This window comes from Streptomyces sp. NPDC085596 (genome assembly GCF_044541565.1).
Taxonomy (GTDB): Bacteria; Actinomycetota; Actinomycetes; order Streptomycetales; family Streptomycetaceae; genus Streptomyces.
The window spans coordinates 574253-597783 of record NZ_JBITTC010000003.1 but is presented as its reverse complement, the minus strand read 5'-3'; the positions used below and the strand labels follow the sequence as shown (position 1 = coordinate 597783).

Sequence of the window (23531 nt, the reverse complement as noted above, 5' to 3'; positions counted from 1 at the left end):
GGCAGGGTGGCGGCGCCCGGCTGTCCCGAGATGGCCGGTTTGTGGCGCCGTAATCCACCGTGCCGCATCCCCGCCCGGCGCGCGAGACGTCGCCCGCCGGGCGGGGAGGGGGGCAGCCCCGTTCGCCGGCCCGCTCAGCGCGCCACGCTGAGCGAGAGCGCGAAGCGGTCCTCGGAGTCGGTCCACCAGTGGGTCAACTCCAGCCCCGCCTTCTCCAGTTCGGCGCCGACGCCCTCCCGGCGGAACTTCGCCGACACCTCGGTGCGCAGCTCCTCGCCGGCCGCGAAGTCCACGACCAGTCCGAGCGCGGGGACCTTCACCGTCTGCGCGGTACGCGAGCGCAGCCGCATCTCGATCCACTCCCGCTCCGGGTCCCAGCGGGCCACATGGTCGAAGGCGTCCGGGTCGAAGTCGGCGCCCAGCTCACGGTCGACCACGTTGAGCACGTTCTTGTTGAACGCGGCCGTCACTCCGGACGCGTCGTCGTACGCCCGGACCAGCACCGCTTCGTCCTTCACCAGGTCCGTGCCGAGCAGCAGCCCGTCGCCGGGCGCCAGCAGGGAGCGCACGGTGGCCAGGAAGTCGGACCGCTCGGCGGGCAGCAGATTGCCCAGCGTGCCGCCGAGGAAGGCGACCAGCCGGGGGCCGGGCGTCCCGGGCAGCGTCATCGGCGCGGTGAAGTCGGCGATCAGCGCGTGCACCGCGAGACCGGGCCGCTCCTCGGTGAGCGCCTGCCCGGCCTGCACCAGCGCGCTCTCGCTGACGTCGACCGGGATGTACGCCTCCAGTGAGGTCAGCGCGTCGATGAGGTGGCGGGTCTTGCGCGAGGAGCCCGATCCCAGCTCGATCAGGGTGCGGGCGCCGCTGGCCGCGGCGATCTCACCGGAGCGGGTCTGGAGGATCTCCCGCTCGGCACGGGTCGGGTAGTACTCGGGCAGCTCGGTGATCCGCTCGAACAGCTCGCTGCCGCGCGCGTCGTAGAACCACTTGGGCGGCAGTGTCTTGGGGTCGGTGGAGAGGCCGTCGAGGACGTCGGCGCGCAGCGCGGCGTCGGTCGCGTCCTCGGGGAGGGTGCGGGTGACGTGCAGGCTCACGTACAGGGCTCCTTCGGTGGCATGGACACAAGGTCCTCGACGGGATCGAGCCGCACCTCGGTACGGCTCGCGGTGACCACGCTGCGGTCGGGGACCTCCCGCCACAGCGGATCGTCGTCGTACGGCTCCGAGGCGACGATCACGGCACGGCCCGGTTCCGCGCGATACCAGAGGCTGTCGCCCCAGGCGGTCGCGGTGATGGTGGCGCCGTCGGTCAGCAGGAGGTTGAGACGGGAGGCGGGGGCCGCCCCGGCCAGTCGGCGAACCGCGTCGGCGAGGGCCCGCTCCGGCGCCTCGCCCGACCGCAGCCGGTGCAGGACCAGGGCCCAGACGAACGCCGAGTCGGTGCGCGCCTGGAGCGACAGCACATCGACCGGGGGCAGCAGGGAGACCAGCGGGGCGGCCGAGTCGGGCCAGCCGGCGACCGCCCCGTTGTGGCTGAACAGCCACCGCCCGGCAGCGAACGGCGCCGCCGCGGCCTCCGCGTCCGCCCCCGTCAGGGTGGCGTCGCGCACGGCCGCCAGCACCGCGCCCGAGCGCACCACACGGGCCAGGTCCAGCAGCGACTGGTCCGCCCAGATGGGCCCGGAGCGCCGGTAGCGGGCCGGCACCGGGTCGTCGCCCGCGTACCAGCCGACTCCGAAGCCGTCGGCGTTCACCGTGCCGTTCCGCTGCCGCCGGGGCGCCCAGGACTGCCGGTACAGGCTGTGCGGGGGGTCCAGCAGAAGGTGCTTGAGTGGCTGCTCGGGGCCCAGGTAGGCCAGGTGGCGGCACATCAGGCGGACTCCGAGCGGGCGGTGCGGAACCCGGAGAAGATCTGCCGCCGGATCGGATAGTCCCAGTTGCGGAACGTACCCCGGCAGGCCACCGCGTCCACGGCGAACGAACCGCCGCGCATCACCTTGTACTCCGGCCCGAAGAACACCTCCGAGTACTCCCGGTACGGGAACGCGGCGAACCCCGGGTACGGCGCGAGGTCGCTCGACGTCCACTCCCACACGTCCCCGATCAACTGGCGTACACCGAGCGGTGATTCACCTGCCGGGTAGCTGCCCACGGGGGCGGGGGAAAGATGCCGCTGACCCAGGTTGGCGTGTTCCGGGCCCGGCTCGGCGTCGCCCCACGGGTAGCGGGTGGAGCGGCCGGTGACCGGATCGTGCCGGGCCGCCTTCTCCCACTCCGCCTCGGTCGGCAGCCTGCGCCCGGCCCAGCGGGCGTACGCGTCCGCCTCGTACCAGCACACATGCAGCACCGGCTCCTCGGGCGGCACCACCTCCGTGACCCCAAAGCGGCGCCGCAGCCACTGTTCCCCCTCCCGGCGCCAGTACAGCGGCGCCGTGAGGGAGTTGGCCCGTACGTGCGCCCAGCCCTCCGGGGTCCACCAGCGCTCGGTGTCGTAGCCGCCGTCCGCGATGAACGCCTGGTAGGCCCCGTTCGACACCGGCACCGTGTCGATCCAGTACGGCGCCACCTCCCGTACGTGCGCCGGGCGTTCGTTGTCCAGCGCCCAGGGCTCGGTGGAGGTGCCCATGATGAACGGGCCGCCGGGAACAAGGACTTCGGGCGGACCGGGGTGCGGCGGCGCCGGTTCGTGGCCGGGCGCGGTCAGGGCGGCCGGGCCGGTGCGGAGCTGATGGGTAATCAGCATCGTCTCGTCGTGCTGCTGTTCATGCTGGGCGATCATCCCGAAGGCGAAACCGGCCTCGGTCAGCCGGGTGCCGCCCTCGAAGTCCGCGTCCTCCAGCAGGTCCAGCGCCCGCCCGCGCACCTCGGCCGCGTACTTCCGCGCCTCCTCGGGCGGCAGCAGCGGCAGCGAGGGGCGTGCGGAGCGCGGATGCTCGAAGGCGTCGTACAGCCCGTCGATCTCGGGCCGTATCGCGTCCCGGCCGCCGACGTTCCGCAGCAGCCACAGCTCCTCCTGATTGCCGATGTGCGCGAGGTCCCAGACCAGGGGCGACATCAGCGGGGAGTGCTGGGCGGTGAGGTCCGGGTCCTCGACACAGCTGGTCAGCAGTGTGGTGCGGGCGCGGGCGGTGACCAGCGAGGCGAGCAGCCGCTCACGCAGCGTCTCGGTGCCGGCCGCGGCCGTTCCGTTCTCCTGGGCGGTCATGCGCGGATGTCCTTCCTCGCTCGGGCGCGCGGGTCCCTGGCGCCGGGCCCCGCCAGCAGATCGTCGGCCGGGCAGCGGCCCCGCAGGACGTAACGGCCCAGATACCCCGCCACCGCGTCCGACACCTCGGGCGTGGCACCGAGCCGGGGCAGCGCCGCCAGCGCCGCAGTGAAGCAGGCGATGGCGGCCTCCCGCAGTCCCGGGTCGGCGAGCCCGAGCCGGGCGGCGTCCGACCACAGCGGGTTGTGCGGGGCGGGCCGGTCCAGCGCGCGTTCCGTCAGCGGCTTCACCGCCCGGTGCGCGGCCTCGGCGGCCTCCGGGTCGTCGAAGAGGGCCGCCGTCACCGCGAGCGGGACGATCCAGCCGTCGTCACCGGGCTGCGCGTCGATCATCCGCAGCTCCAGATGGCCGCGCGGCCGCACCGGTGGGAACAGCGTGGTCAGGTGGTAGTCGAGATCCGCGCGGCTGGGCGGGCGCGGGGCCCGCGAGCGGGTCCACTCGCGGAAGGTCAGCGACTCGGGCACGTCCCAGGGGCCCTCGTCGCGGCGGACGCACATCACCGGGGAGTCCAGCACGTGCCGGGCCCAGTCGGCCCGTGGTTCGCCGTCGGTCGGGGGAGCCCCGGCGCGGCCGGGACCGATCTCCATCCAGTGCAGCTGCCGGGTGGAGCGCCAGCCCGTGGGCCGCCGTCCGGTCAGCGGGGAGTTGGCGAACGCGGCCACCAGGACCGCACCCAGCTGGTGCGCCAGCCACCAGCGCCGTTCGTACCCCAGCGGGCCAGGCTCCTCGTAACCGGCGTCCACGCAGACCTGCACCGACGCCGACGCGCACATCATGTGCCGTCCGGCCCGGCCGGTGCGGTCCAGGCACGCCTCCATGGCGTCGTAGCGGGGTTCGCGCAGGAAGCGGCGGGGTTCCTGCCAGGGATCGTGGCCCACACCGACGAGGGCCAGGCCGTGCCCGGCGAGGACCTTGCGGACGGCGGCCAGGTCGGCGGAGACGGAGGTGACGCACTCCGTCAGGGAGGCGGCGGGCAGGGAGCTCAGCTCCAGCTGGCCGCCGGGCTCGACCGTGAGCGGCGAGTCCAGGGGGAGGGTGCGCACGGCCGCGTGGGCCGCTTCGAGCCGTTCGGGCGATACGGTGAGCCACGGCCGCTCCGGGTCACGGACCAGCCACTCCACCTCCACCCCGAGGGTGCGGGGCGGGCCGGTCTTGAAGCAGATGCCCCGGATCAGGGCGTCCACCTCGGCCTCGGTGACAGCGCCGCGGTGCCGGGCGCAGTCGTGCCTCGTGCAGTGGTGCTCCGTACAGTCACCGTTCTGGGCGTCAGACATGTCGGGACTCTCCTGGTATTCCAGCGTGCCGACGGAGCCCGGCCGGGGGTGCGCCGGGCAGAGACGCGTACCACCCAAGACCCTCGCACCGCATCGCACAAGAGCGCCCAATGGGACGTCCGGGATCGTTCATCTCCGTCTCCTCGCGCGTTTCCTCCCGTACCGGGGTCACCGGTTCCGGGCGCCGTCGCGGCACCTCACCAGCATTACCCGAGGGGCGCTTGCGGGCACGGCGGGGAGAACGGTGAACGGTGCTGGTTCGGGCAGCTCAGGAGGGCGCGGGGGCGGTCCGGGCGGCTCTGCTCCGACCGGGTGAGCGGGGGTCGTTCCCAGGAGACATAGCGATGGTCGTTCCCCGGAGGCATGCGGAGGGCCCGCCCCGGCCGGGGCGGGCCCTCTGGGCGATCAGGTCCAGCCGTAGCGCTCGTACAGCCGCCGGCGGACCAGGTTGAAGCGCATCCGGTCCAGCGCGCACGCCTCCCGGCGCATGCCGTCGTCGTGCAGCCGCAGCACTCGCTCCACGGACACCCAGGAGTCGCGGCCGGTGCGGTCCCAGGGGCCCTGGCCTATCGCCACCCACTCGCGCTCGCCGGCGTGCTCCTTGCTGGACAGCTGGACGGCGAGGAAGGTGCCGGTGGCCTCCCTGGCGACGACCAGCACCGGGCGGTCCTTGCCCCGGCCGTCGTTCTCCTCGAACGGCACCCAGGTCCAGACGATCTCGCCCGGATCGGGGTCGCCGTCGCGCTCGGGGGTGTACTCGGTGCGCACCGGGCCGACCTGGCGGGGGTCGGCCTCGGTGGTGGCGTGGGGGCCGAGGCGGCCGGGAATGTTCTCATCGCTGTACGTGCTCACGCCGTGCACCCTAATGGCCGGCCAACGGGCCCTCGGACCTCGGGGTTTGATCCTTCCGGTCGTCGAGCAGCCGTCTCAGCCAGCCCAGTTGGGCCCTGCGGGCCGCCTTCGACAGGGCCGCCTCGGGCGCGAAGGCGTCGAATCCGTGGAACCCGCCCGGCCAGACGTGGAGTTCGGCCACCCCGCCGCACCGCCAGATCCGGGACGCGTACTCCACCACCTCGTCCCGGAACGTCTCCGCCGAGCCGACGTCGAGGAAGGCCGGGGGCAGCCCGGACAGATCCGTCGCGCGGGCCGGGGAGGCGTAGGGGGAGACGTCCGGGCCGCCCCGGCGCTCACCGAGCAGGGCGTTCCAGCCGGTCTCGTTGGCGGTGCGGTCCCAGACGCCGGTGCCGGCCATCTGGTGGCTGGAGGGGGTGTCGTTGCGGTCGTCCAGCATCGGGTACATCAGCAACTGGCCGATTGCGGGCGGCCCTTGGCGGTCCCGCAGCATCAGGGCCAGCGCGGCCGCCAGACCGCCGCCCGCGCTGGCACCCGCCAGGACGATCCGGTCCGGGTCGCCGCCGAGTCCCTCGGCGTGCTCCGCCGTCCACAGCAGCCCGGCGTACACGTCCTCGACCGGCGCCGGATGCGGATGCTCGGGGGCGAGCCGGTACTCCACGGAGACGACCACCGCGCCTCCCAGGTCCAGCGCGAGGGCCAGGGCCGCGTCCACGCCCGCGCGGTTGGTGCCGAGGATCATGCCGCCGCCGTGCACGTAGTAGATCACCGGCAGCCGGGCGCCGGGCGGGGCGTCGACGGGGCGGCAGATGTACAGGGACACGTCCGGTGCGTCCGGCGGGCCCGGCACCTCGCGGTCCTCGACCTCGAAGGCGCCGTCCATGGTGAGGTCCAGCGAGCCGAACACCTCCATCGCCGCGTCCTGCCTGGCCGCCTCGATCCCGTCCGGGGTCAGTCCAGGCTCCATCACGTCCTTGAGCGGTTCCAGAGCGGCGGCGAGTTCCGGGTCGAACGGAGGCGGGTCCATGGTCATGATCGTGCCCCTTCCCTCGCTCGCGGACGATTCACCTCTCCAGCATCGGTGCGCGGGCGTTCCGGCGCAGGTCTCCGGCGCGTCCTTGTGCCGCGCTTGACTTCGAGAGCACTCCAATTCGTAGCGTTTCGGGTATGAGTACTCCTGCACAGCACAAGATCGGTTCGGGTTTCGGTGCCGACAGCACCGCCGACGAGGTCCTGCGGGGCATCGACCTCACGGGCAGGCTGGCGATCGTCACCGGTGGCTACTCGGGCCTCGGCCTGGAGACCACCCGTGCGCTGGCCAAGGCCGGCGCCCATGTCGTCGTCCCGGCCCGGCGTCCCGACGTGGCCCGGGAGGCGCTGGCCGGGATCGACGGCGTCGAGGTGGACGAGCTGGACCTCGGCGACCTGGACAGCGTGCGCGGCTTCGCCGAGCGGTTCCTTGCCTCCGGGCGGACCATCGACTTCCTCATCGACAACGCCGGGATCATGGCCTGCCCGGAGACCCGTGTCGGGCCCGGCTGGGAGACGCAGTTCGCCACCAACCACCTCGGCCACTTCGCCCTCGCCAACCGCCTCTGGCCGGCGCTCGCGCCCGGCGGCGCCCGCGTCGTCTCCGTCTCCTCCCGCGGTCACCACCTCTCGCCCATCCGCTGGGACGACGTCCAGTGGAGCGAGGGCTACGACAAGTGGCAGGCGTACGGCCAGGCCAAGACGGCCAACGCGCTGTTCGCCCTCCAGCTCGACAAGCTGGGCCGGGGCGCGGGTGTCCGGGCCTTCTCGCTCCACCCCGGCGGCATCATGACCCCGCTCCAGCGGCACCTGCCCAAGGAGGAGATGGTCGAGCGCGGCTGGATCGACGAGCAGGGAAACCCGCTGAACCCGGCGGGCTTCAAGACCCCGGAGCAGGGCGCGGCCACCCAGGTCTGGGCCGCCACCTCGCCCCAGCTCGACGGCCTGGGCGGCCTGTACCTGGAGGACTGCGACATCGCCGAGCCCGCCCCCGAGGACGGCACCTGGGGCGGGGTCAAGGACTGGGCGACCGACCCCGAGCAGGCGGCCCGCCTGTGGACGCTGTCGGCGGAGCTGACGGGCGTGGACGCGTTCGCGAAGTAGGTTTCCCCGCACGCGCCGAGGGCCGGAGTCCAGTGGACTCCGGCCCTGTCGAAAGCGCGTCGGGGTCAGGCGGCGATGACGTCGCCGACGGTGCCGTGGAGGCGGGTGACGACCTCGGTCAGCTGGGCGGCGACCTCGGTGTCGTCGGCCGGGTGGGTCTCGGCGAAGCGGGTCACGGAGCCGGGGATGGAGAGCTTGATGTCCTCGATCACCTTGCCGCCCGCGATGCCGACGGCCTTGCGGGTGTCGTCCTGCGCCCACACGCCGCCGTACTGGCCGAACGCGGTGCCGATGACGGCGACGGGCTTGCCGCCGAAGGCGCCGGCGCCGTACGGGCGGGACAGCCAGTCGATGGCGTTCTTCAGCACGGCCGGCATCGTGCCGTTGTACTCGGGGGAGAAGAGGAGGAACGCGTCGGCGGCCTGGGCCGCGGCGCGCAGCTCGGCGGCGGCGGCCGGGACCTGGCCCTCGACGTCGGTGTCCTCGTTGTAGAACGGAACGTCGGCCAGGCCCTCGTAGAGCACGACCTCGGCGCCCTCGGGGGCGAGCTTGGCGGCCGCCTCGGCGAGCTGGCGGTTGTGCGAACCGGCGCGGAGGCTGCCGACGAGCGCGAGGATGCGAACGGACATGGGGTACTCCAAGGGGTGGTGAAACACGCTGGAAACGATCCGGACCGGGGTCCGTTTAATTTTCTACCACCCTAACCGGACCGGGGTCCAGTTTTGTTCCCCATGCTTTACGCTGTCTTCATGTCCAGCGCTCTGCCGCCCTGCCCGCAGCCTTCGGAGCCCGTCGACACGCCCCAGCTGCTGGAGGTCGGCACCGGTCCCGAGGAGCCGTGCCTGCGCGCCGACGCCGCCCGCAACCGGGCCCGGCTGCTGGAGGCCGCCACCCGGCTGATCGCCGAACACGGGGTGGCCGGAGTGACCATGGAGGCCGTCGCCTCGGCGGCCAAGGTCGGCAAGGGCACCGTCTTCCGCCGCTTCGGCGACCGCACCGGACTGCTCACGGCCCTGCTGGACCATTCCTCCCGCCGGCTCCAGGCCGACTTCCTCGGCGGCCCGCCCCCGCTGGGCCCCGGCGCACCCCCGCGCGAGCGGCTGCACGCCTTCGGTGTCGCCGTGGTCCACCTGTGCGCCGACCAGCTCGACCTGCAACTGGCCGCGCTGCCCGAGCCCACCCGCCGCCACCTCCACCCCTCGACCCAGGCCATGCGCGCCCACCTGCTGGTCCTGCTGCGCCAACTGCTGCCCGGCGAGGACTGTGAACTCCTCGCCCCGGTCCTGCTGGCCTACCTCGACCCCGCCCTCATCCACCACCTGACCCGCCAGCTCGGCATGCCGATGCCGCGGCTGGAGGCGGGCTGGTGCGACCTGGTCGACCGGATCACGGCTGCTCCGCCCACGGCTGGTGTCCCGCGAACATCGCCGACAGGCGCTCCGGCGCGTCCGCCTGGAACAGCATCCCGCCCATGAGCTTCGAGGCGGCGGCCGACTGCTCGGCGCGCGGGAACATCCGCTCCTCGTAGGCCGTGAGCGCGGCCTCGGTGTCGCCGGGGTGGGCGAGCAGGGCCAGGGCCAGGTCGGCGCCGTCGATCAGGGCCAGGTTGGCGCCCTCGCCGGCGAAGGGGGACATCAGGTGGGCCGCGTCGCCGAGGAGGGTGACGCCCGGGGTGCGGGGCCAGCGGTGGCCCACGGGGAGGGCGTGGATGCGACGGGGGATCAGGGGGGCGTCCGCGTCGGTCACCAGGGCGCGGAGGTGGTCCGCCCAGCCGTCGAACTCCTTGAGCACCGCGACCCCCGCCCCCTCGGCGTCGGTGAAGTCGATGCCGTCGAGCCACTCCTCCGGGGCCTGGACGGCGGCGTACACATGCAGGCTGCCGTCCGGCTCGCGGTGGGCCAGGAAGCCGCGCCCGGCGCCGAGCGCGAACAGCATCCCGCCGCCGACGACCTCGGCGCTCACCGGGTGCCGGGTGTCGGCGGACACGAGGTCGGCCTCGACGAACGACATCCCGGTGTAGGCGGGCACCGCGTCCGACACCAGCGGCCGCACCCGCGACCAGGCGCCGTCCGCGCCCACCAGCAGGTCCGTGGTGAAGGCGGTGCCGTCCGCGAGCGTCACCTCGTGCCGCCCACCGCCCAGCGCACGCGCCCCGGTCACCTTCGCGCCCCAGCGGATCGGACCCTCGGGCAGCGACTCCAGCAGCAGCGCCCGCAGTTCACCCCGGTCGATCTCGGGGCGGCCGCCCGTGCCGTCGTCCGCGTGCGACCAGTGCGCCTCCGCATGCCGGTCGAGGACGCGGACGGCCTGGCCGCCCACGTGGACCCGCGCGAGGAACGCCTCGTGCAGCCCGGCCGCGCGCAGCGCCTCCTGTCCGGTGTCGTCGTGGATGTCGAGCATCCCGCCCTGCGTGCGCGCGGCCGGCGAGGGGTCGAGGTCGAACACCGCCGCCTCGACGCCGTGCGCGTACAGCACCCGCGCGAGCGTGAGCCCGCCGAGCCCGGCGCCGACGATGGCTATCGGGTGGTGGGGGAGTGGGGAAACAGGTCCGGTCATGGGTGCCTCCGTGTGGCTCATTCGGGTACGGCGGTCCGCTCGATGCCGTTGATCAGGGTCTGGAAGGCCCACGACAGCCGGTTCTCGGGGGTGCCCGAGAGCAGCACATGGGCGCTGCCCGCGATGTGCGGGTGAGTCCGCTCGGACACCTCGCGAAGGACGCCGACCAGGTTCCGCCAGTCGTCCACGAGCTCCTCCCCGGCGTGCTCGGCGGCGGTCGCGGTGGCGTGCTGGAGCAGCAGGTCGACGCCCCAGGCCGCGCGCTCGCGGGGCACCCCGCCCTCGGCGAGCAGGCCGAGCAGGGTCTCGATCAGGTTCAGGTAGTGCGGTCCGCTCGGCCGCGCGGTCAGCGCGGAGCGCGCCAGCTCGGGGTGGGCCAGCAGCATTGCCGTACAGGACGTGAGCACCTGCTCCAGGCGGTGCCGCCAGGTGCCCTCGGCGGGGACGGGCGGGAGGGTGCCGAGGAGTTCGTCCAGGACGGCCGCGTGCAGCTCGTCGGTGTTGCGGACGTAGACGTAGAGCGAGGCGGGGCCGGTGTCGAGTTCCTGGGCCAGCCGCCGCATGGTGACCTTGCGCAGCCCCTCGGCGCGCAGGATCGCCACCGCGGCGGCCACGATGCCCTCGCGGGTGAGGGCGGGCTTGGCGGGTCGCTCCCGACGGGAACCGGGGGGTGGTGTCATGGCTGGACAGTAACGAACATGTTCGCTCCGAACAAGTTCGTGGCGAACGTGTTCGTGCATCGATGCGCGAATCCCCAGGTCATCCGACCCGCTTCAGTCCAGTCCTGTACGGCCTCGCCCCGCCCGAACCCGCCCCCGCGCCCTCTGCCAAGATGCGCTCTGTCATGGTGCAGATACCGAACACGCCCACGAGCGCCGACGTCGCCCGCCTGGCCGGCGTCTCGCGCGCGACCGTGTCCTACGTCCTCAACGACACCGACGCCGTACGGATCAGCGAGCCCACGCGCCGCCGCGTCCACGCCGCCGCCCGCGAACTCGGGTACGTACCCCACGCGGCCGCCCGCACCCTGCGCGCCGGACACAGCCGTATGGTCCTGATGCCCGCCCCGGCCGTCCCGGTGGGCCCCCTCTACCACCGCTTCCTCGGCGAACTCCAGGCCGCGCTCGGCCGGCTCGACTACACCGTCGTCCAGCACGGCGCCGTCGGCCAGGGCGACGAAGCCGCCCGCGCCTGGGCCGAGTTACGCCCCGTAGCCGTCCTGGTCCCCGGCTCCGGGCTCGGCCCGCGCGGCGTCGCGGTGCTCAAGCGGGCCGGAGCCCGCGCCGTGGTGACCCTCGGCCCCGCGCGCGTCGAGGGCGCGCACGCCCTGCTGATGGACCACACCGTCGTCGGCCACCGCGCCGCCACCCACCTGCACGCCCGAGGCCGCCGCCGCATCGGCGTGATCCTCCCCGAGGAACCCGGCCTGGAGCTCTTCTCCCGCCCCCGCCTCGCGGGCGTCCGCCGCGCCCTCACCGGTACCGACACGACCGTGACCGAGCTGCCCCTCGCGTACACGGAACGGGCGGCCGGTGAACTGGCCGCCCGCCTGCCCGAGTTGGGCCTCGACGCCGTGTTCGCCCACAACGACGAGTACGCGATGCTCCTGATGCGCGCCCTCCAGGACGCGGGGCTGCGTGTACCGGAGGACGTGGCCGTGGTCGGCGCCGACGACCTGATGCTCGGCCGGCTGCTACGGCCCCGGCTCAGCACCGTCCGCATCGAACTGCCCTCCGGCCGCGACCTCGCCGAACTGGTCGACCACGCCGTACGCCATCCCGGCGCCGAACCCGAGGTCCGCACCGTACTGGACGCCACCCTCATCCACCGGGCGTCCAGCTAGCTCATTCGCCCGGCTGCTGCTGTCCCTGGCCCTGCGCCTCCTGGGCCGCGATGTCCTTGCGGACCTCGTTCATGTCCAGCTTGCGGGCCTGGTCGATGACGTCCTTGAGCGCGGTCTCGGGCAGCGCGCCCGGCTGCGCGAAGATCGCCACCTGATCGCGGACGATCATCAGCGTCGGGATCGACTGGATGCCGAACGCCTGCGCCAGCTCCGGCTGGGCCTCGGTGTCGACCTTGGCGAACACCAGGTCGGGATTCTCCTCGGCGGCCTTCGCGTACACCGGGGCGAACTGCTTGCAGGGTCCGCACCAGTCCGCCCAGAAGTCGATGAGGACGAACTCGTTGTCCGCCACCGTCTGGTCGAAGTTCTCCTTGGTCAGCTCCACGGTGCTGCTCATGGTGTGATCCCTCTTCCTGGTGTGGAGGTAGTGCCACCGGCGGAAACATGCCCGCCAGGGCGCCTATTCCGGGCTGTCCCGCCCCGTCTTCCCTGATTCGGTCCCCTACAGCTTCCCCTCAAGGAAACCTTTCGGCATTCCCGCGCCCCCGGACCACGTATGTGGCCCCCGAGACGCCCACCCACCAGACTGGCCGCATGACGGAAACGGAAACCATCGCGTACGACGTCGTGGTGCTCGGGGCCGGGCCCGTGGGGGAGAACGCCGCCGACCGGGCCCACGCGGCCGGGCTCAGCACGGCGATCGTGGAGAGCGAGCTCGTGGGCGGTGAATGCTCGTACTGGGCCTGCATGCCCAGCAAGGCGCTGCTCAGGCCGGTCATCGCCCAGGCCGACGCCCGCCGCCTCCCCGGCCTCGCCCCCGCGAACCAGGGCCCCCTCGACGCCGAGGCGGTGCTCGCCCGCCGGAACGGCTTCGCCTCGCACTGGAAGGACGACGGCCAGGCCGCGTGGCTGGACAGCGCCGGCGTCGCCCTCTACCGGGGGCACGGCCGCCTCGCCGGACCCCGCACGGTCACGGTCACCGCGCAGGACGGCACGGTCACCACCCTCACCGCCCGGCAGGCGGTCGTCGTCGCCACCGGCACCCGCGCCCAGCTCCCCGACCTGCCCGGACTCGCCGAGGTGCGGCCGTGGACCAGCCGGGAGGCGACCAGCGCGCAGACGGTGCCCGGCAGGCTGATCGTGGTCGGCGGCGGTGTCGTCGCCACCGAGATGGCCACCGCCTGGCAGGCGCTCGGCTCGCACGTCACCCTGTTGGTCCGGGGCAAGGGCCTGCTCAGCCGCATGGAGCCGTTCGCCGGGGAACTGGTCGCGCAGTCGCTCACCGAGGCAGGCGTGGACGTGCGCACCGGCACCTCGGTCGAGTCCGTCAGCCGTGAGAACGGCACCGTCGTGGCCGTCACCGGCACCGGCGAGCGCATCGAGGCCGACGAGATCCTGTTCGCCACCGGCCGCGCCCCGGGGACCGACGACATCGGCCTCGACACCGTCGGCCTCGAACCCGGCTCCTGGCTGGAAGTGGACGACACCCTCCAGGTCCCGGGCACCGACTGGCTGTACGCGGTCGGCGACGTCAACCACCGGGCCCTGCTCACCCACCAGGGCAAGTACCAGGCCCGGATCGCGGGCGCCGCCATCGCGGCCCGCGCCTCGGGCAGCCCGCTCGACGAGGCTCCCTGGGGTGCCCACGCGGCCACCGCCGACCACTACGCCGTACCCCAGGTCGTCTTCACCGACCCCGAGGCCGCCGCCGTGGGGCTCTCCCTCGCGGAGGCCGAGCAGGCCGGGCACCGGGTCCGCGCGGTCGACGTCGACTTCGGCTCCGTCGCGGGGGCGAGCCTGTACGGCGACGGTTACAAGGGGCGCGCCCGCATGGTCGTCGACCTGGACGAGGAGATCCTGCGCGGGGTCACCTTCGTCGGGCCGGGTGTCGGTGAACTCGTCCAGTCGGCGACCGTCGCCGTCGCCGGACAGGTGCCGCTGGACCGGCTGTGGCACGTGGTGCCGCCGTTCCCGACGCTCAGCGAGGTGTGGCTGCGGCTGCTGGAGGCTTACCGGGACAACTGAAGCGTCTCTTACGGGAGTTGGAAGCCCAGTGCCGCGGCGGCCGCCTCCGGTGACGGCTGCGCCCAGCGGGCCGCCACCGCCTCGTTGGTCGACAGTGAGCGGAGCTCGGCGCGGTCGAGGTACAGGGTTCCGTCCAGGTGGTCCGTCTCGTGCTGCACGATCCGGGCGGGCCACCCGGCGACCACCTCGTCCAGTTCCCGCCCCCGCTCGTCCTGCCCGCGCAGCCGCACCCGCGCGTGCCGCGTCACCACGGCCTGCCAGCCGGGCACGCTCAGACAGCCCTCGTAGAAGGACGCGTTCTCGGTGCCCTCCGCCTCGTACGCGGGGTTGACCAGCACCCGGAACGGCTGCGGCACCCGGCCCCGGGCCACCGCGATCTCCTCCGGCACCGGTGCCGGGTCCTCGATCACGGCGATCCGCAGTCCCACCCCGACCTGTGGCGCGGCCAGGCCGACACCGGGGGCCGCGTGCATGGTGTCGCGCAGGGCCTGCACGAAGCGGGCCAACAGCTCGGGGGCGAGCTGGCCTTCGTACGGCTCGGCCGGGTGGCGCAGCACCGGGTGCCCGGCCGCGACGATGGGCAACGGACCGCCCGCCGCGAGGAGTTCGGCCACCCGCTCGGCCAGGGGAGCGTGATCACTGACAGGTGTCATCGCGCCAGGATGCCACGCCGGCCTGCGCGGAAGAGGGGCGCGCCGCACCAACAACCGGTGCGAAACCGGCCGTTCATACGGCGCACCCCGACGCGCTCACTCTTGCGGGAAGTCACCCGCGAGGGCGGCGGCGAGCCGCAGATGCGGCGCGGCCTCCTCGCCGCGTGACTGGCGCTCCAGTGTGCGGCCCAGCATCAGCCGGGCGTAGTGCTCCACCGGGTCCCGCTCCACGATGATCCGCAGCTCGGCCTCGGCGCGGCCCAGCTGCGCGGAGTGGTAGTAGGCGCGGGCCAGCAGCAGCCGGGGCGCGGTCTGCTCCGGGACCTCCTCGACCAGCCCGGTCAGTACGCGCGCGGCGCTCGCGTATTCCTTGGCGTCGAAGAACATCCCCGCCCGCTCCCAGCGCTCGGCGGCGGTGCCGTGCTCGTAGTACTCGATGTCCACCTGAGACCTCCTTCGGTGGGCACAACGCGAGGGGGTTGTTGAATATTCCACTAAAGCTGGGGGGTGTCGCGGGAGGCTCCGGCGGAGGCAAGATCGTCGGTGTCCCGCTTCCACCGGACCCGGAAGGAACGAACGAGATCATGCGCGTCATCGTGGCCCACTGCCTGCTGGAGGCGATCGGATGACCGGCGCCGAGGCACCCGTACTGGTGCACACCATCGGCCGTGCCGCCCACCTCACGCTGAACCGGCCCAGGGCCCTCAACGCCCTGAACCATGCCATGGTCCGGCTCATCGACGAAGCGCTCACCGAGTGGGAGCGGGACCCGACCGTGAAGACGGTGGTCGTCACGGGTGCGGGGGAGCGGGGCCTGTGTGCGGGCGGCGACATCCGCGCCGTCCACGACGACGCCCGCGATGGTGACGGCACGGCCTCGGCGGAGTTCTGGCGGGACGAGTACCGGCTCAACGCCCGTATCGCCCGGTGTCCCAAGCCGTACGTGGCCATCATGGACGGGATCGTGATGGGCGGGGGCGTCGGTATCTCGGCGCACGGCAGTGTCCGGGTCGTCACCGAGCGGTCCAGGATCGCCATGCCCGAGACCGGCATCGGCTTCGTGCCCGACGTCGGCGGCACCTACCTGCTCAGCCGCGCCCCCGGCGAACTGGGCACCCACCTGGCGCTGACCGGCGCGCAGATCGGCGCGGGGGACGCGCTGCTGTGCGGACTGGCCGACCACTACGTACCGTCCGCCGCGGTCCCGGACCTGGTGGCCGACCTCCCCGCACTCCCCGTGGAGGACGTGCTCGCCCGCCACGGCCGTCCGGCGCCGGACGGCGAACTGGCCGCCCAGCGGGAGTGGATCGACTCCTGCTACGCCGCCGACACGGTCGAGGAGATCATCGCCCGCCTGCTGGACCACGGCTCACCCGAGGCGAAGGCGACCGCCGACACCCTGCTGACCAGGTCCCCGACCGCCCTGAAGGTCACCCTGGCGTCGATCCGCCGCGCCCGCCGGCTCGACTCCCTGGAGGCCGTCCTCGACCAGGAGTACCGCGTCTCCTGCGCGGCGCTGACCACCCTCGACCTGGTGGAAGGCGTCCGCGCCCAGATCATCGACAAGGACCGCACCCCGCGCTGGACGCCGGCGACCCTGGCGGAGGTCTCCGACACAGACGTGGAACGGTTCTTCGCTCCGCTGGGCGAACGGGAACTGGGGCTGGCGGACGCTGTGGGCGGGTGAGCGCCCGCCCGCGTGACGAGTAGCCCCGCCCCCTCAGCTCGCGTGGACCGACTCCACCCGGAACAGGCGGGGCTGGACGTCGGTGGCGATGGTGGCCGCCTTCTCCATGTGCACCCTGGCCTCGGGGTCGGCCAGCATCGCGCGGTAGTGCTCCTCGGTCTCCCACTGGGCGTAGTTGATGACGCTCTCGCCGTCCAGGGAGGCGTGGAAGTTGGCGCAGATGAAGCCCGGTTGGTACTTCATCGTCTCCTCCGTGGCGTGGGCGAGGAGGTCGATCAGCTCCAGCTGGCGGTCCGGGGCCACGGTGAACACGTTGATCAGCGTGGCCACCGGGCGCGTGGTGTCGAAATGTGCCGTAAGGGTCATGCTGGAATGGCTCCCCTTACGGCACCGGCGTGCCGCTCTCGGCGGACCGTATTCGCCCGTTCGGGCGTGCCGTAGGTGAGCGAGCCCTCCGTACACTCACCCGCATGGCATGCCGCATCAGTGAGCTGGTCATCGACGTCGCCGATCCCGAGCGGCTCGCCGCGTTCTGGAGCGACGTACTCGGCTATGTGGAACTCGGCAGGGAGGACGACGGCAGCATCGAGATCGGGCCGCCCGGCGCCGGCTTCGGCGGGCCCCAGCCCACGCTCGTCCTCAGCCCCACCACCGACCCCCGCCCCGCCAAGCTCCGCCTGCACATCGACGTCAACGCCACCGACCGCGACCAGGACGCCGAACTGGAGCGACTGCTCGCCCTCGGCGCTCGCCCGGTCGACATCGGCCAGACCGGCGCCGAGACCTGGCACGTCCTGGCCGACCCGGAAGGCAACGAGTTCTGCCTCCTGCGCACCCGCCTCAAGCCCGTCTGACCCAAGTCCGCTCCAGGCCCGCCGGTACCCGGCTACCGTGGCGGGATGGATGCGGGGCTCGCAGCGGTGATCGGCGCTGCGGTGGGGGTGCTGGGCGGCGCGGGCAGCGGACTCATCGCGCTGCTCGGCCAGAACGGTCAGCAGCGGCGGCAGTGGTCGATCGACCGGGAGACGCGGCTGGAGCAGACCCGGCGCGAGGCGTACCTCGCCTGCATCGAGATGTCCAAGCAGGTGACCGCCGACTGGTGGAAGCTGGTCAACTGCCTCCTGACTGATGACAGTTCACCTGAACAGCGCCGGCAATACGCGACCGAGGCGCAGCACGGCTGGGTCAGCTTCACCAAGACCGCGGACGCGGTGAGCATGGCGGGCCCCAACGAGATGGCCGAGGTGGTCCAGTCCCTCCGCGAGGCCATGTGGCGCATGGACCGCGCGGGTACGGCCTGGTGTGAACGCGTGCGCTCGGCGGACACGGCGGACTTGGCGGACACGGCGGACTTGGCCGTCTGCGAGCGGGAGTTCAGGACTGCGGAAGCGGCCAGGACCCAGCAGGGGTTCGTCTTCCTGGCCGCCGCTCGCCGGGCCCTGATGACCGAGCACTGAGCGAGCGGCGGCCCCGCCGAAGAGGGCTACTGCCTCTGTTCCACAGGGGACCCTTCCTCGCCCAAGTCCCGCTCCTGCCCAGCCCCTTGTTCGCGGGCGAGCCCGCTGGGCCACCACACCGCCGGGCCGATGTCGCGGACCAGGGCCGGGACCAGGAGGGAGCGGACGACGAGGGTGTCGAGGAGGACGCCGAACGCGACGATGAAGGCGATCTGGACGAGGAACGCCAGCGGGATCACGATCAGCGCGGCGAAGGTCGCCGCGAGAACCACGCCCGCCGAGGTGATGACGCCGCCCGTGGCGATCAGCCCGCGCAGGATGCCCTCCCGGGTGCCGTGCCGCACCGTCTCCTCGCGGACGCGGGACATCAGGAAGATGTTGTAGTCCACGCCGAGCGCGACCAGGAACACGAACCCGTACAGCGGTACCGACGCGTCCGTGCCGGAGAAGCCGAAGCCGTGCCGGAAGACCAGGCCCGCGATGCCCAGCGTGGCCAGGTAGTTGAGCGCCACCGTCGCCACCAGCAGCACCGGCAGCAGCAGGCAGCGCAGCAGGGCGACGAGGATCACCAGGATGATCAGGAGGACCACGGGGACGATCAGGTCGCGGTCGTGCTCGGCGGTGCGCTGGGTGTCGTACTGCTGGGCGGTGTAGCCGCCCACCAGCGAACCGGGGTCGAGGGTGTGCAGCCGGTCGCGCAGCAGCTGCACGGTCCGCTTGGCGGCGTCGCTGTCGGGCGCGTCGGTCAGGGTGGCGTCGACGCGTACCCGGCCGTCCACCACTCGGGGCGCGCCGCCCGGTTCGCCGGTCGCGCTCAGGGCGGCCGCCGAGGCGACACCGGGCGTCTTCTCCGCCGCCGCGGTCACCTCCGCGCGCTCGGCCGCGTCCGCGATGACGACCACGGGCTGCCCGGAGCCGCCGGGGAAGTGCTCACCGAGCGTCTGCTGCGCGGAGACGGACGGGGCGTCGTTGACGAAGAGTTCGTCCAGCGGGACACCCTTGGACTTGAGCGCGGGGAAGAAGGCGGCCCCCACGACCAGGACGACACAGGTCGCCAGCCACACCTTCCGGGGACTGCTGTCGACCCGGTGCGCCACCCGGCGCCAGATGCCGTGGCCGCCCGTCGCCGCGTCGGCCGGGCGGGGCTTGGCCGGCCAGAACGCGGCGTGACCCAGCAGGGCGAGCACGGCGGGCAGGAAGGTGAGCGTCGTCAGCACCGCGCACCCGATGCCGATCGCGCCCACCGGGCCCAGGGCGCGATTGTTCGTCAGGTTGCTGAGCAGCAGCGCGAGCAGCCCGAGCGCCACGGTGGCGGCACTGGCGGTGATCGCGCCGAACGAGCCGCGCAGCGCGCCCCGGGCCGCCTCCGCCCGCGCGGCGCCCCGTGCCAGCTCCTCGCGGAAGCGGGCGGTGAGCAACAGGGCGTAGTCGGTGGCCGCGCCGATCACCAGGATCGACAGGATGCCCTGCACCTGGCCGTCCACCCGTACGACACCGTGGTCGGCGAGGACGTAGACGATCGCGCAGGCGATGCCGAGTGCGAACACCGAGCTGAGGATGACGACGAACGGCAGCAGCACGCTGCGGTACACCAGCAGCAGGATGACCAGCACCGCCGCCAGCGCCACGCCCAGCAGGATGCCGTCGATGCCGCCGAAGGCGTGGGTGAGGTCGGCCTGCGTGGCGGCCGGCCCGGCGACCTGGGCGCGCGTACCGTCGACGCCCGTCGCCGCCCGCTCGACCCGGTCCACCACATCGGTGACGCGCTTGCCCAGCTCGGGGCTGAGCGGGACGACACCCTCCAGCGCGGCCCCGTCCTTGGACGGGAGGGCGGGGGAGGGTCTGCCCACGACGCCCTCGGTGCCGGCGAGCGATGCCAGGGCCCGGGTGGCCGCCTCACGCTGGGCCGGGGTGATCCTGCCGCCGTCCTTCCCGGTCCAGACCACGACGGCCGGCAGGGTCTCCCGCCGCTCGAACTCCTTCTGGAGGGCGACGGCCTTCGTGGACTCGGCGCTGCGCGGCAGGAACGCGGTCTGGTCGTTGGTCGACACCTCGCCGAGCTTGCCCGCGTAGGAGCCGAAGGCTCCGCCCAGGCCGAGCCAGACGAGCACGAGGACGAGAGGGACCAGCCAGCGGACCGGTCGGCGTACGGAGTTCATTCGCTCCCCAGGAGGAGTGGACGGATGCCGAGCAAGTAGCTCAATCACAAAGTATCTCAATGATTGAGGGATCTGGAGATCATATCCTTGCAGGCATGCAGCCCGAACGCCCGGACGAGCGTCTTCCCAGCGACCTCCAGGGGTACGCCGTCCTCCTGCGGACCCTGAACAGCGAGATCAACCGCATCGCCCACGCGTTTGCCCAGGCGCACGGTCTCCACGCCACGGACATCCACGCGCTCGGCGCGATCATGGACGCCTCGGCCCTGGACGGCGAGCCCATGACCCCGTCCCGCCTGCGCGAACGTCTCAACCTCACCTCGGGTGCCGTCACGGCGTGCCTGGACCGCCTGGAGCGCGCCGGCCACATAAGCCGCGTCCGGGACAGCGCCGACCGCAGAGTGGTGCACCTGCACTACAACTCCGGGGCACGCACCCTGGCCCGCGAGTACTTCAGCCCCCTCGCCCGCGGCACGGAGGCGGCCCGGCGCCGCTTCACCCCGGAACAGCTCGACACCGTCGCCGAGTTCCTCCAGGTCCTCAACCACGAACTCGCGGCGGAGCGCTGAGGGGTTCGAAGGCGGCGACGTCTCCGGGTCACGTCAGGAAATGCTCATCCGCCCGCTGGTGCGGCACGGACACCAGTACCGGCTGCTCGCACCGGGCGAAGGCGCCCTGACCGCCGTCCAGTACGTCGATCCCGACGCCGACCGGACGGTGGTGCTGGTGTGGCGGCCCAGCGCCTTTTTCGGTCCCGCGCACCCGCCGCTCCGGCTGCGGGGCCTGGACCCCGGCGCCCGCTACCGGGACGAGGACACCGGCGCGGAATGGTCGGGAGCGACCCTCGCGGGCTTCGGCCTGACCATCCCCGGCCTGCCGGACGGCGACTGCGCGAGCGCGCTGGTGCGCCTGCGCAGGGTGGTGTAGCCGGGGACCCGTCAGCGGGCGGCGGGCGGACCCATCGGGCCGGGCCCGTGCGAGGAGGCGGTGGGCAGACCGGTACCAGGAGGCATCACCCGAGCCAGGTCGCGGTGTATGCGGTCGGCTTCGCCCCGCACCTCGGCGGGGACGTCGCCGCGCTCGGCGACGAGACGGCTGAAGATGGGGGTGTCGGTGAACATGACGGGGTCTGCTCTTTTCCAGTGGGTCGCCGGGTGGTGGGGGGCGCGACGGGACGGGTGACGGTCACCTGCCGAGGCCGGACCATCAACGGCCGAAAGACGGCGGCCCCGAGGAACGCCCGGCCAGGAACGGGCACACGACACCTTAAAGGGCGGTACCGACAACGCGCGCCCGGGGACCCGGCGCGAACCGCGCAGCTTAGATGATCATGTATTCCGAATTCGAGGGTAGACGCGGCCGACGAGTCAGAAAGCCATCGAACACGGAGTTGTTGTGCCGACACCGCACCTTTCCCCACAGCCCGGCGCGTCCGGAGCCACGCAGCTGGCCGCGTCCTGGCCGAACTGGCTGGAGGAGCACACCACGGCGCTGGTCGAGGTGCCGCTGCGCATCGCCCTCATCGTCGTCGTCCTGGGGGTGATCCGCTGGGTCGCCAAGCGGGCCATCACCCGCGTGGTCCAGCACATCCTGCAACCCTCCGGCGACGAGGGCGAGTCCCGGCCGCCGCGCCGCTCCGGACGCGGAGCCGCCGTCCTGCTGCGCGACCGCTCCCGCGCCTCCCAGCGCCGCGAGCAGCGCGCCCGCACCATCGGCTCGGTGCTCAGCAGCGGAGTCACGATCGTGCTGGCCCTGCTCGGCACGGCCATGATCCTCGACCAGGTCGGCATCGCGCTCGGACCCCTGCTGGCCAGCGCCGGAGTGGTCGGCCTCGCCATCGGGTTCGGCGCGCAGAGCCTGGTCGCCGACTACCTCTCCGGCCTGCTCATCATGGTCGAGGACCAGTACGGCGTCGGCGACACCGTCGACCTCGGCGAGGCCATCGGCGAGGTCGAGCACATCGGCTTGCGCCTGACCCACGTCCGCGACCTCAATGGCGGCCTGTGGCACATCCGCAACGGCGAGGTCCTCCGCGTCCGCAACGACAGCCAGGACTGGGCCCGCGCCGTCCTGGACGTCGCCGTCGCCTACGACGCCAACCTCGACACCGTCTACCAGGTGCTGGAGGACGCCGGCCGCACCCTGCGGCAGAACCCGGCCTTCGCCGGCGTGCTGCTGGAGGACCCCAGCGTGTGGGGTGTGCAGTCGCTGGACGCGGACGGGGTCGTCGTCCGCCTCGCCGTGAAGACCGTGCCCCTCCAGCAGTGGGCCGTCACCCGTGAGCTGCGCCGCCGGGTGAAGGACGCGCTGGACGCCGCCGGCATCGACATCCCGTTCCCGCAGCGCACCATCTGGCTGCGCAACGAGGACCCGGAGGCGGCCGTCGTCGCCCGCTGAACCTCCCGCACACGACGAGGGGCCCGGCCTACCCAAGGCCGGGCCCCTCGTCATGTCATCCAACGTCCGCGCGCTGTCCGCCTACCAGCGGTACCAGCGGCCTCGACGGCCACCGCTGCCCGACGGACGCACGAAGAAGCCGACCAGCCACACCACCAGGACGATCACCGCTATCCACCACAGCGCCTTCAGGGCGAAGCCCGCGCCGAAGAGGATCAGAGCCAGCAGAAGAACCAGAATCAAAGGAACCATTGTCATAACCTCCTGACCACCGATTGCCCCTGACCAGGGAATACACGCACACAACTGTCAAGTTATCCGCACGACTTGAAGGGCATGAGGACGTGTTGCGGTGCAGGTCCCCGGTGGTGCGGTGCCCCGTTCGGTGCGGTGCGGGCACGGGGAGGGCTGACAGGGCCGGTGAAGGGGGATTCTCCGCGTGCGCGGGGGTAACCGCCCTGCATGAACATCGCTGCTGAATTCCTCGCCGCGTCCGGCAAGAGCGCGCTCTGGCTCCTGGTCGTGGGCGTGATCGTCGCCGTGATCCTGCTCGGCGGGTTCCTGCTGGGCAGCCGACGCGCGCGCTCGCGCCGCCTCTCCACCCCGCCCCCCGGCGCCGAGGCCCGCCGCGGCCCCCAGGAGCACCCGGGCGTCGGCTGGCAGACCCCGGAGGACAACCCGGAGAACCACACCCACCGCCGCTGACCGCTACCGCGCGGGCTGCCGCTCCAGCTCCCGCTTGAGGTTGCGCAGCGTGGTGCGGATGTTGCGGGTCTGGAAGTCGGCGAAGGTGCTGCCCGAGGTGACGACGCGGTCGAAGGCACCCGCCGCGAGGTCGGGCCAGGCGCGGCGGTCGTCGGTCCAGGTCTCGGTGACGCGGGTGCCCTCGCCGGCCGGCTCGAAGCGGTACTCCCAGGTGGCGATGGGGCCGCGCAGGCGCGGGCGGCCGACGCCGATCGCGTGGACCCGGAAGGCGAAGTGACGGCCCGGTTCGGCCGCAGTGACCGTGCACCGGGTCACCCAGCGGAACCTTCCGCGCTTGTTCCGTCCGACGAAGCTGGCGCCCACCTCGGCCGGGCCGTCCGCCGAGCCGGGGGTGGTGCCCAGGTTCTCCGGGCTCCAGCGGCCCATGTCGCCGGGGTTGCTCACCGCCCGGTAGGCGACCTCCGGCGAGACGTCGATGACGATGCTGTCGCTCACACTCAACACACGGGCCACTGCGCTGCCTCCT

The 23531-nt window shown here is 72.8% G+C and carries 28 protein-coding genes; 11 read left to right on the top strand and 17 right to left on the bottom strand.

Annotation, left to right across the window (positions count from 1 at the left end; all coding sequences use genetic code 11):
* Positions 1–134: 134 nt before the first annotated feature.
* From egtD to ACIGA3_RS12685, 6 genes are all read right to left on the bottom strand, one after another.
* Positions 135–1094, bottom strand: coding sequence for an L-histidine N(alpha)-methyltransferase (gene egtD, locus ACIGA3_RS12710; protein ID WP_399713808.1), 960 nt, complete (start codon positions 1092–1094; stop codon positions 135–137).
* A complete protein-coding gene (gene egtC / locus ACIGA3_RS12705) occupies positions 1091–1870 on the bottom strand; it encodes an ergothioneine biosynthesis protein EgtC (protein ID WP_399713806.1) in 780 nt (259 codons plus the stop codon). Before egtC ends, egtD begins: the two co-directional genes overlap by 4 nt.
* Complete coding sequence (egtB, locus tag ACIGA3_RS12700) at positions 1870–3204, bottom strand: ergothioneine biosynthesis protein EgtB (RefSeq protein WP_399713803.1); 1335 nt, start codon at positions 3202–3204, stop codon at positions 1870–1872. Before egtB ends, egtC begins: the two co-directional genes overlap by 1 nt.
* On the bottom strand, positions 3201–4538 hold the full coding sequence (gene egtA / locus ACIGA3_RS12695; protein ID WP_399713801.1) for an ergothioneine biosynthesis glutamate--cysteine ligase EgtA: 1338 nt from the start codon (positions 4536–4538) through the stop codon (positions 3201–3203). Before egtA ends, egtB begins: the two co-directional genes overlap by 4 nt.
* 405 nt (positions 4539–4943) lie before the next feature.
* Positions 4944–5390: a type II toxin-antitoxin system PemK/MazF family toxin gene (locus ACIGA3_RS12690; protein ID WP_399713799.1), complete on the bottom strand. Its 447-nt coding sequence runs from the start codon at positions 5388–5390 to the stop codon at positions 4944–4946.
* 10 nt (positions 5391–5400) lie between these two features.
* A complete protein-coding gene (locus ACIGA3_RS12685; RefSeq protein ID WP_399713796.1) occupies positions 5401–6423 on the bottom strand; it encodes an alpha/beta hydrolase in 1023 nt (340 codons plus the stop codon).
* 134 nt (positions 6424–6557) lie between these two features.
* On the opposite strand from ACIGA3_RS12685, the gene ACIGA3_RS12680 reads away from it, so the two are divergent.
* The gene (locus ACIGA3_RS12680; protein WP_399713794.1) at positions 6558–7523 is read left to right on the top strand and encodes an SDR family NAD(P)-dependent oxidoreductase; all 966 of its coding nucleotides are present in this window, start codon (positions 6558–6560) and stop codon (positions 7521–7523) included.
* A gap of 65 nt (positions 7524–7588) precedes the next feature.
* Here ACIGA3_RS12680 and ACIGA3_RS12675 read toward each other — a convergent pair whose 3' ends face one another.
* Positions 7589–8152 (bottom strand): NAD(P)H-dependent oxidoreductase, encoded by a 564-nt coding sequence (locus tag ACIGA3_RS12675; protein ID WP_399713792.1) that lies wholly within the window; start codon positions 8150–8152, stop codon positions 7589–7591.
* A 102-nt stretch (positions 8153–8254) separates the two neighbouring features.
* On the opposite strand from ACIGA3_RS12675, the gene ACIGA3_RS12670 reads away from it, so the two are divergent.
* Entirely contained in the window at positions 8255–8998 is a 744-nt protein-coding gene (locus ACIGA3_RS12670) for a TetR/AcrR family transcriptional regulator (RefSeq protein ID WP_399713789.1), read from the top strand.
* On the opposite strand, the gene ACIGA3_RS12665 is transcribed toward ACIGA3_RS12670, so the two are convergent.
* Both ACIGA3_RS12665 and ACIGA3_RS12660 read right to left on the bottom strand, forming a co-directional pair.
* The gene (locus tag ACIGA3_RS12665) at positions 8910–10079 is read right to left on the bottom strand and encodes an FAD-dependent oxidoreductase (protein ID WP_399713786.1); all 1170 of its coding nucleotides are present in this window, start codon (positions 10077–10079) and stop codon (positions 8910–8912) included. The two genes, ACIGA3_RS12670 and ACIGA3_RS12665, sit on opposite strands and share 89 nt — an antisense overlap.
* A 17-nt stretch (positions 10080–10096) precedes the next feature.
* Positions 10097–10759 carry a TetR/AcrR family transcriptional regulator gene (locus ACIGA3_RS12660; RefSeq protein ID WP_399713784.1) on the bottom strand — a complete coding sequence of 221 codons (663 nt, stop codon included), beginning with the start codon at positions 10757–10759 and terminating at the stop codon, positions 10097–10099.
* A gap of 164 nt (positions 10760–10923) precedes the next feature.
* Here ACIGA3_RS12660 and ACIGA3_RS12655 point away from each other — a divergent pair, with 164 nt between their 5' ends.
* Positions 10924–11922: a LacI family DNA-binding transcriptional regulator gene (locus ACIGA3_RS12655; RefSeq protein WP_399713781.1), complete on the top strand. Its 999-nt coding sequence runs from the start codon at positions 10924–10926 to the stop codon at positions 11920–11922.
* A gap of 1 nt (position 11923) precedes the next feature.
* Here ACIGA3_RS12655 and trxA read toward each other — a convergent pair whose 3' ends face one another.
* Complete coding sequence (trxA, locus tag ACIGA3_RS12650) at positions 11924–12319, bottom strand: thioredoxin (RefSeq protein ID WP_399713778.1); 396 nt, start codon at positions 12317–12319, stop codon at positions 11924–11926.
* A gap of 197 nt (positions 12320–12516) precedes the next feature.
* Here trxA and ACIGA3_RS12645 point away from each other — a divergent pair, with 197 nt between their 5' ends.
* On the top strand, positions 12517–13947 hold the full coding sequence (locus tag ACIGA3_RS12645; protein ID WP_399713776.1) for a dihydrolipoyl dehydrogenase family protein: 1431 nt from the start codon (positions 12517–12519) through the stop codon (positions 13945–13947).
* Between the two features lie 8 nt (positions 13948–13955).
* On the opposite strand, the gene ACIGA3_RS12640 is transcribed toward ACIGA3_RS12645, so the two are convergent.
* Together ACIGA3_RS12640 and ACIGA3_RS12635 are read right to left on the bottom strand one after the other, a co-directional pair.
* Positions 13956–14600 carry a peptide deformylase gene (locus ACIGA3_RS12640; RefSeq protein WP_399713774.1) on the bottom strand — a complete coding sequence of 215 codons (645 nt, stop codon included), beginning with the start codon at positions 14598–14600 and terminating at the stop codon, positions 13956–13958.
* Between the two features lie 96 nt (positions 14601–14696).
* Complete coding sequence (locus ACIGA3_RS12635) at positions 14697–15044, bottom strand: tetratricopeptide repeat protein (protein ID WP_399713771.1); 348 nt, start codon at positions 15042–15044, stop codon at positions 14697–14699.
* Between the two features lie 181 nt (positions 15045–15225).
* Between ACIGA3_RS12635 and ACIGA3_RS12630 the strand changes: the two genes are divergently transcribed.
* Positions 15226–16287 (top strand): enoyl-CoA hydratase/isomerase family protein, encoded by a 1062-nt coding sequence (locus ACIGA3_RS12630; RefSeq protein WP_399713768.1) that lies wholly within the window; start codon positions 15226–15228, stop codon positions 16285–16287.
* 33 nt (positions 16288–16320) lie between these two features.
* Here the strand turns inward: ACIGA3_RS12630 and ACIGA3_RS12625 are convergent, their stop codons facing one another.
* Positions 16321–16653 (bottom strand): antibiotic biosynthesis monooxygenase family protein, encoded by a 333-nt coding sequence (locus tag ACIGA3_RS12625; RefSeq protein ID WP_399713765.1) that lies wholly within the window; start codon positions 16651–16653, stop codon positions 16321–16323.
* 104 nt (positions 16654–16757) lie between these two features.
* Here ACIGA3_RS12625 and ACIGA3_RS12620 point away from each other — a divergent pair, with 104 nt between their 5' ends.
* Entirely contained in the window at positions 16758–17141 is a 384-nt protein-coding gene (locus ACIGA3_RS12620) for a VOC family protein (protein ID WP_399713762.1), read from the top strand.
* 45 nt (positions 17142–17186) lie between these two features.
* The gene (locus ACIGA3_RS12615; RefSeq protein ID WP_399713759.1) at positions 17187–17744 is read left to right on the top strand and encodes a hypothetical protein; all 558 of its coding nucleotides are present in this window, start codon (positions 17187–17189) and stop codon (positions 17742–17744) included.
* A gap of 26 nt (positions 17745–17770) precedes the next feature.
* Here the strand turns inward: ACIGA3_RS12615 and ACIGA3_RS12610 are convergent, their stop codons facing one another.
* Positions 17771–19903 carry an MMPL family transporter gene (locus tag ACIGA3_RS12610; RefSeq protein WP_399713757.1) on the bottom strand — a complete coding sequence of 711 codons (2133 nt, stop codon included), beginning with the start codon at positions 19901–19903 and terminating at the stop codon, positions 17771–17773.
* 95 nt (positions 19904–19998) lie between these two features.
* On the opposite strand from ACIGA3_RS12610, the gene ACIGA3_RS12605 reads away from it, so the two are divergent.
* Complete coding sequence (locus tag ACIGA3_RS12605; RefSeq protein WP_399713755.1) at positions 19999–20472, top strand: MarR family winged helix-turn-helix transcriptional regulator; 474 nt, start codon at positions 19999–20001, stop codon at positions 20470–20472.
* Between the two features lie 40 nt (positions 20473–20512).
* Entirely contained in the window at positions 20513–20830 is a 318-nt protein-coding gene (locus ACIGA3_RS12600) for a GH36 C-terminal domain-containing protein (protein WP_399713752.1), read from the top strand.
* An 11-nt stretch (positions 20831–20841) separates the two neighbouring features.
* Here the strand turns inward: ACIGA3_RS12600 and ACIGA3_RS12595 are convergent, their stop codons facing one another.
* Complete coding sequence (locus ACIGA3_RS12595; RefSeq protein ID WP_399713749.1) at positions 20842–21024, bottom strand: hypothetical protein; 183 nt, start codon at positions 21022–21024, stop codon at positions 20842–20844.
* Between the two features lie 274 nt (positions 21025–21298).
* Between ACIGA3_RS12595 and ACIGA3_RS12590 the strand changes: the two genes are divergently transcribed.
* A complete protein-coding gene (locus ACIGA3_RS12590; RefSeq protein WP_399713748.1) occupies positions 21299–22300 on the top strand; it encodes a mechanosensitive ion channel family protein in 1002 nt (333 codons plus the stop codon).
* Positions 22301–22381: 81 nt separating this feature from the next.
* On the opposite strand, the gene ACIGA3_RS12585 is transcribed toward ACIGA3_RS12590, so the two are convergent.
* A complete protein-coding gene (locus tag ACIGA3_RS12585) occupies positions 22382–22552 on the bottom strand; it encodes a DUF5670 family protein (protein ID WP_399713745.1) in 171 nt (56 codons plus the stop codon).
* 210 nt (positions 22553–22762) lie between these two features.
* On the opposite strand from ACIGA3_RS12585, the gene ACIGA3_RS12580 reads away from it, so the two are divergent.
* The gene (locus tag ACIGA3_RS12580; RefSeq protein ID WP_399713742.1) at positions 22763–23005 is read left to right on the top strand and encodes a DUF6479 family protein; all 243 of its coding nucleotides are present in this window, start codon (positions 22763–22765) and stop codon (positions 23003–23005) included.
* Between the two features lie 3 nt (positions 23006–23008).
* On the opposite strand, the gene ACIGA3_RS12575 is transcribed toward ACIGA3_RS12580, so the two are convergent.
* Entirely contained in the window at positions 23009–23518 is a 510-nt protein-coding gene (locus ACIGA3_RS12575; protein WP_399713739.1) for an SRPBCC family protein, read from the bottom strand.
* Positions 23519–23531: the final 13 nt, after the last annotated feature.

What these genes read in the sequence shown, in the direction of transcription:
- egtC (WP_399713806.1), bottom strand. Translation starts at nt 1,870, where the DNA reads ATGTGCCGCCACCTGGCCTACCTGGGCCCCGAGCAGCCACTCAAGCAC.
- egtB (WP_399713803.1), bottom strand. Translation starts at nt 3,204, where the DNA reads ATGACCGCCCAGGAGAACGGAACGGCCGCGGCCGGCACCGAGACGCTG.
- egtA (WP_399713801.1), bottom strand. Translation starts at nt 4,538, where the DNA reads ATGTCTGACGCCCAGAACGGTGACTGTACGGAGCACCACTGCACGAGG.
- ACIGA3_RS12685 (WP_399713796.1), bottom strand. Translation starts at nt 6,423, where the DNA reads ATGACCATGGACCCGCCTCCGTTCGACCCGGAACTCGCCGCCGCTCTG.
- ACIGA3_RS12680 (WP_399713794.1), top strand. Translation starts at nt 6,558, where the DNA reads ATGAGTACTCCTGCACAGCACAAGATCGGTTCGGGTTTCGGTGCCGAC.
- ACIGA3_RS12675 (WP_399713792.1), bottom strand. Translation starts at nt 8,152, where the DNA reads ATGTCCGTTCGCATCCTCGCGCTCGTCGGCAGCCTCCGCGCCGGTTCG.
- ACIGA3_RS12670 (WP_399713789.1), top strand. Translation starts at nt 8,255, where the DNA reads ATGCTTTACGCTGTCTTCATGTCCAGCGCTCTGCCGCCCTGCCCGCAG.
- ACIGA3_RS12665 (WP_399713786.1), bottom strand. Translation starts at nt 10,079, where the DNA reads ATGACCGGACCTGTTTCCCCACTCCCCCACCACCCGATAGCCATCGTC.
- ACIGA3_RS12660 (WP_399713784.1), bottom strand. Translation starts at nt 10,759, where the DNA reads ATGACACCACCCCCCGGTTCCCGTCGGGAGCGACCCGCCAAGCCCGCC.
- ACIGA3_RS12655 (WP_399713781.1), top strand. Translation starts at nt 10,924, where the DNA reads ATGGTGCAGATACCGAACACGCCCACGAGCGCCGACGTCGCCCGCCTG.
- trxA (WP_399713778.1), bottom strand. Translation starts at nt 12,319, where the DNA reads ATGAGCAGCACCGTGGAGCTGACCAAGGAGAACTTCGACCAGACGGTG.
- ACIGA3_RS12645 (WP_399713776.1), top strand. Translation starts at nt 12,517, where the DNA reads ATGACGGAAACGGAAACCATCGCGTACGACGTCGTGGTGCTCGGGGCC.
- ACIGA3_RS12640 (WP_399713774.1), bottom strand. Translation starts at nt 14,600, where the DNA reads ATGACACCTGTCAGTGATCACGCTCCCCTGGCCGAGCGGGTGGCCGAA.
- ACIGA3_RS12630 (WP_399713768.1), top strand. Translation starts at nt 15,226, where the DNA reads ATGACCGGCGCCGAGGCACCCGTACTGGTGCACACCATCGGCCGTGCC.
- ACIGA3_RS12625 (WP_399713765.1), bottom strand. Translation starts at nt 16,653, where the DNA reads ATGACCCTTACGGCACATTTCGACACCACGCGCCCGGTGGCCACGCTG.
- ACIGA3_RS12620 (WP_399713762.1), top strand. Translation starts at nt 16,758, where the DNA reads ATGGCATGCCGCATCAGTGAGCTGGTCATCGACGTCGCCGATCCCGAG.
- ACIGA3_RS12615 (WP_399713759.1), top strand. Translation starts at nt 17,187, where the DNA reads ATGGATGCGGGGCTCGCAGCGGTGATCGGCGCTGCGGTGGGGGTGCTG.
- ACIGA3_RS12610 (WP_399713757.1), bottom strand. Translation starts at nt 19,903, where the DNA reads ATGAACTCCGTACGCCGACCGGTCCGCTGGCTGGTCCCTCTCGTCCTC.
- ACIGA3_RS12605 (WP_399713755.1), top strand. Translation starts at nt 19,999, where the DNA reads ATGCAGCCCGAACGCCCGGACGAGCGTCTTCCCAGCGACCTCCAGGGG.
- ACIGA3_RS12600 (WP_399713752.1), top strand. Translation starts at nt 20,513, where the DNA reads ATGCTCATCCGCCCGCTGGTGCGGCACGGACACCAGTACCGGCTGCTC.
- ACIGA3_RS12595 (WP_399713749.1), bottom strand. Translation starts at nt 21,024, where the DNA reads ATGTTCACCGACACCCCCATCTTCAGCCGTCTCGTCGCCGAGCGCGGC.
- ACIGA3_RS12585 (WP_399713745.1), bottom strand. Translation starts at nt 22,552, where the DNA reads ATGGTTCCTTTGATTCTGGTTCTTCTGCTGGCTCTGATCCTCTTCGGC.
- ACIGA3_RS12580 (WP_399713742.1), top strand. Translation starts at nt 22,763, where the DNA reads ATGAACATCGCTGCTGAATTCCTCGCCGCGTCCGGCAAGAGCGCGCTC.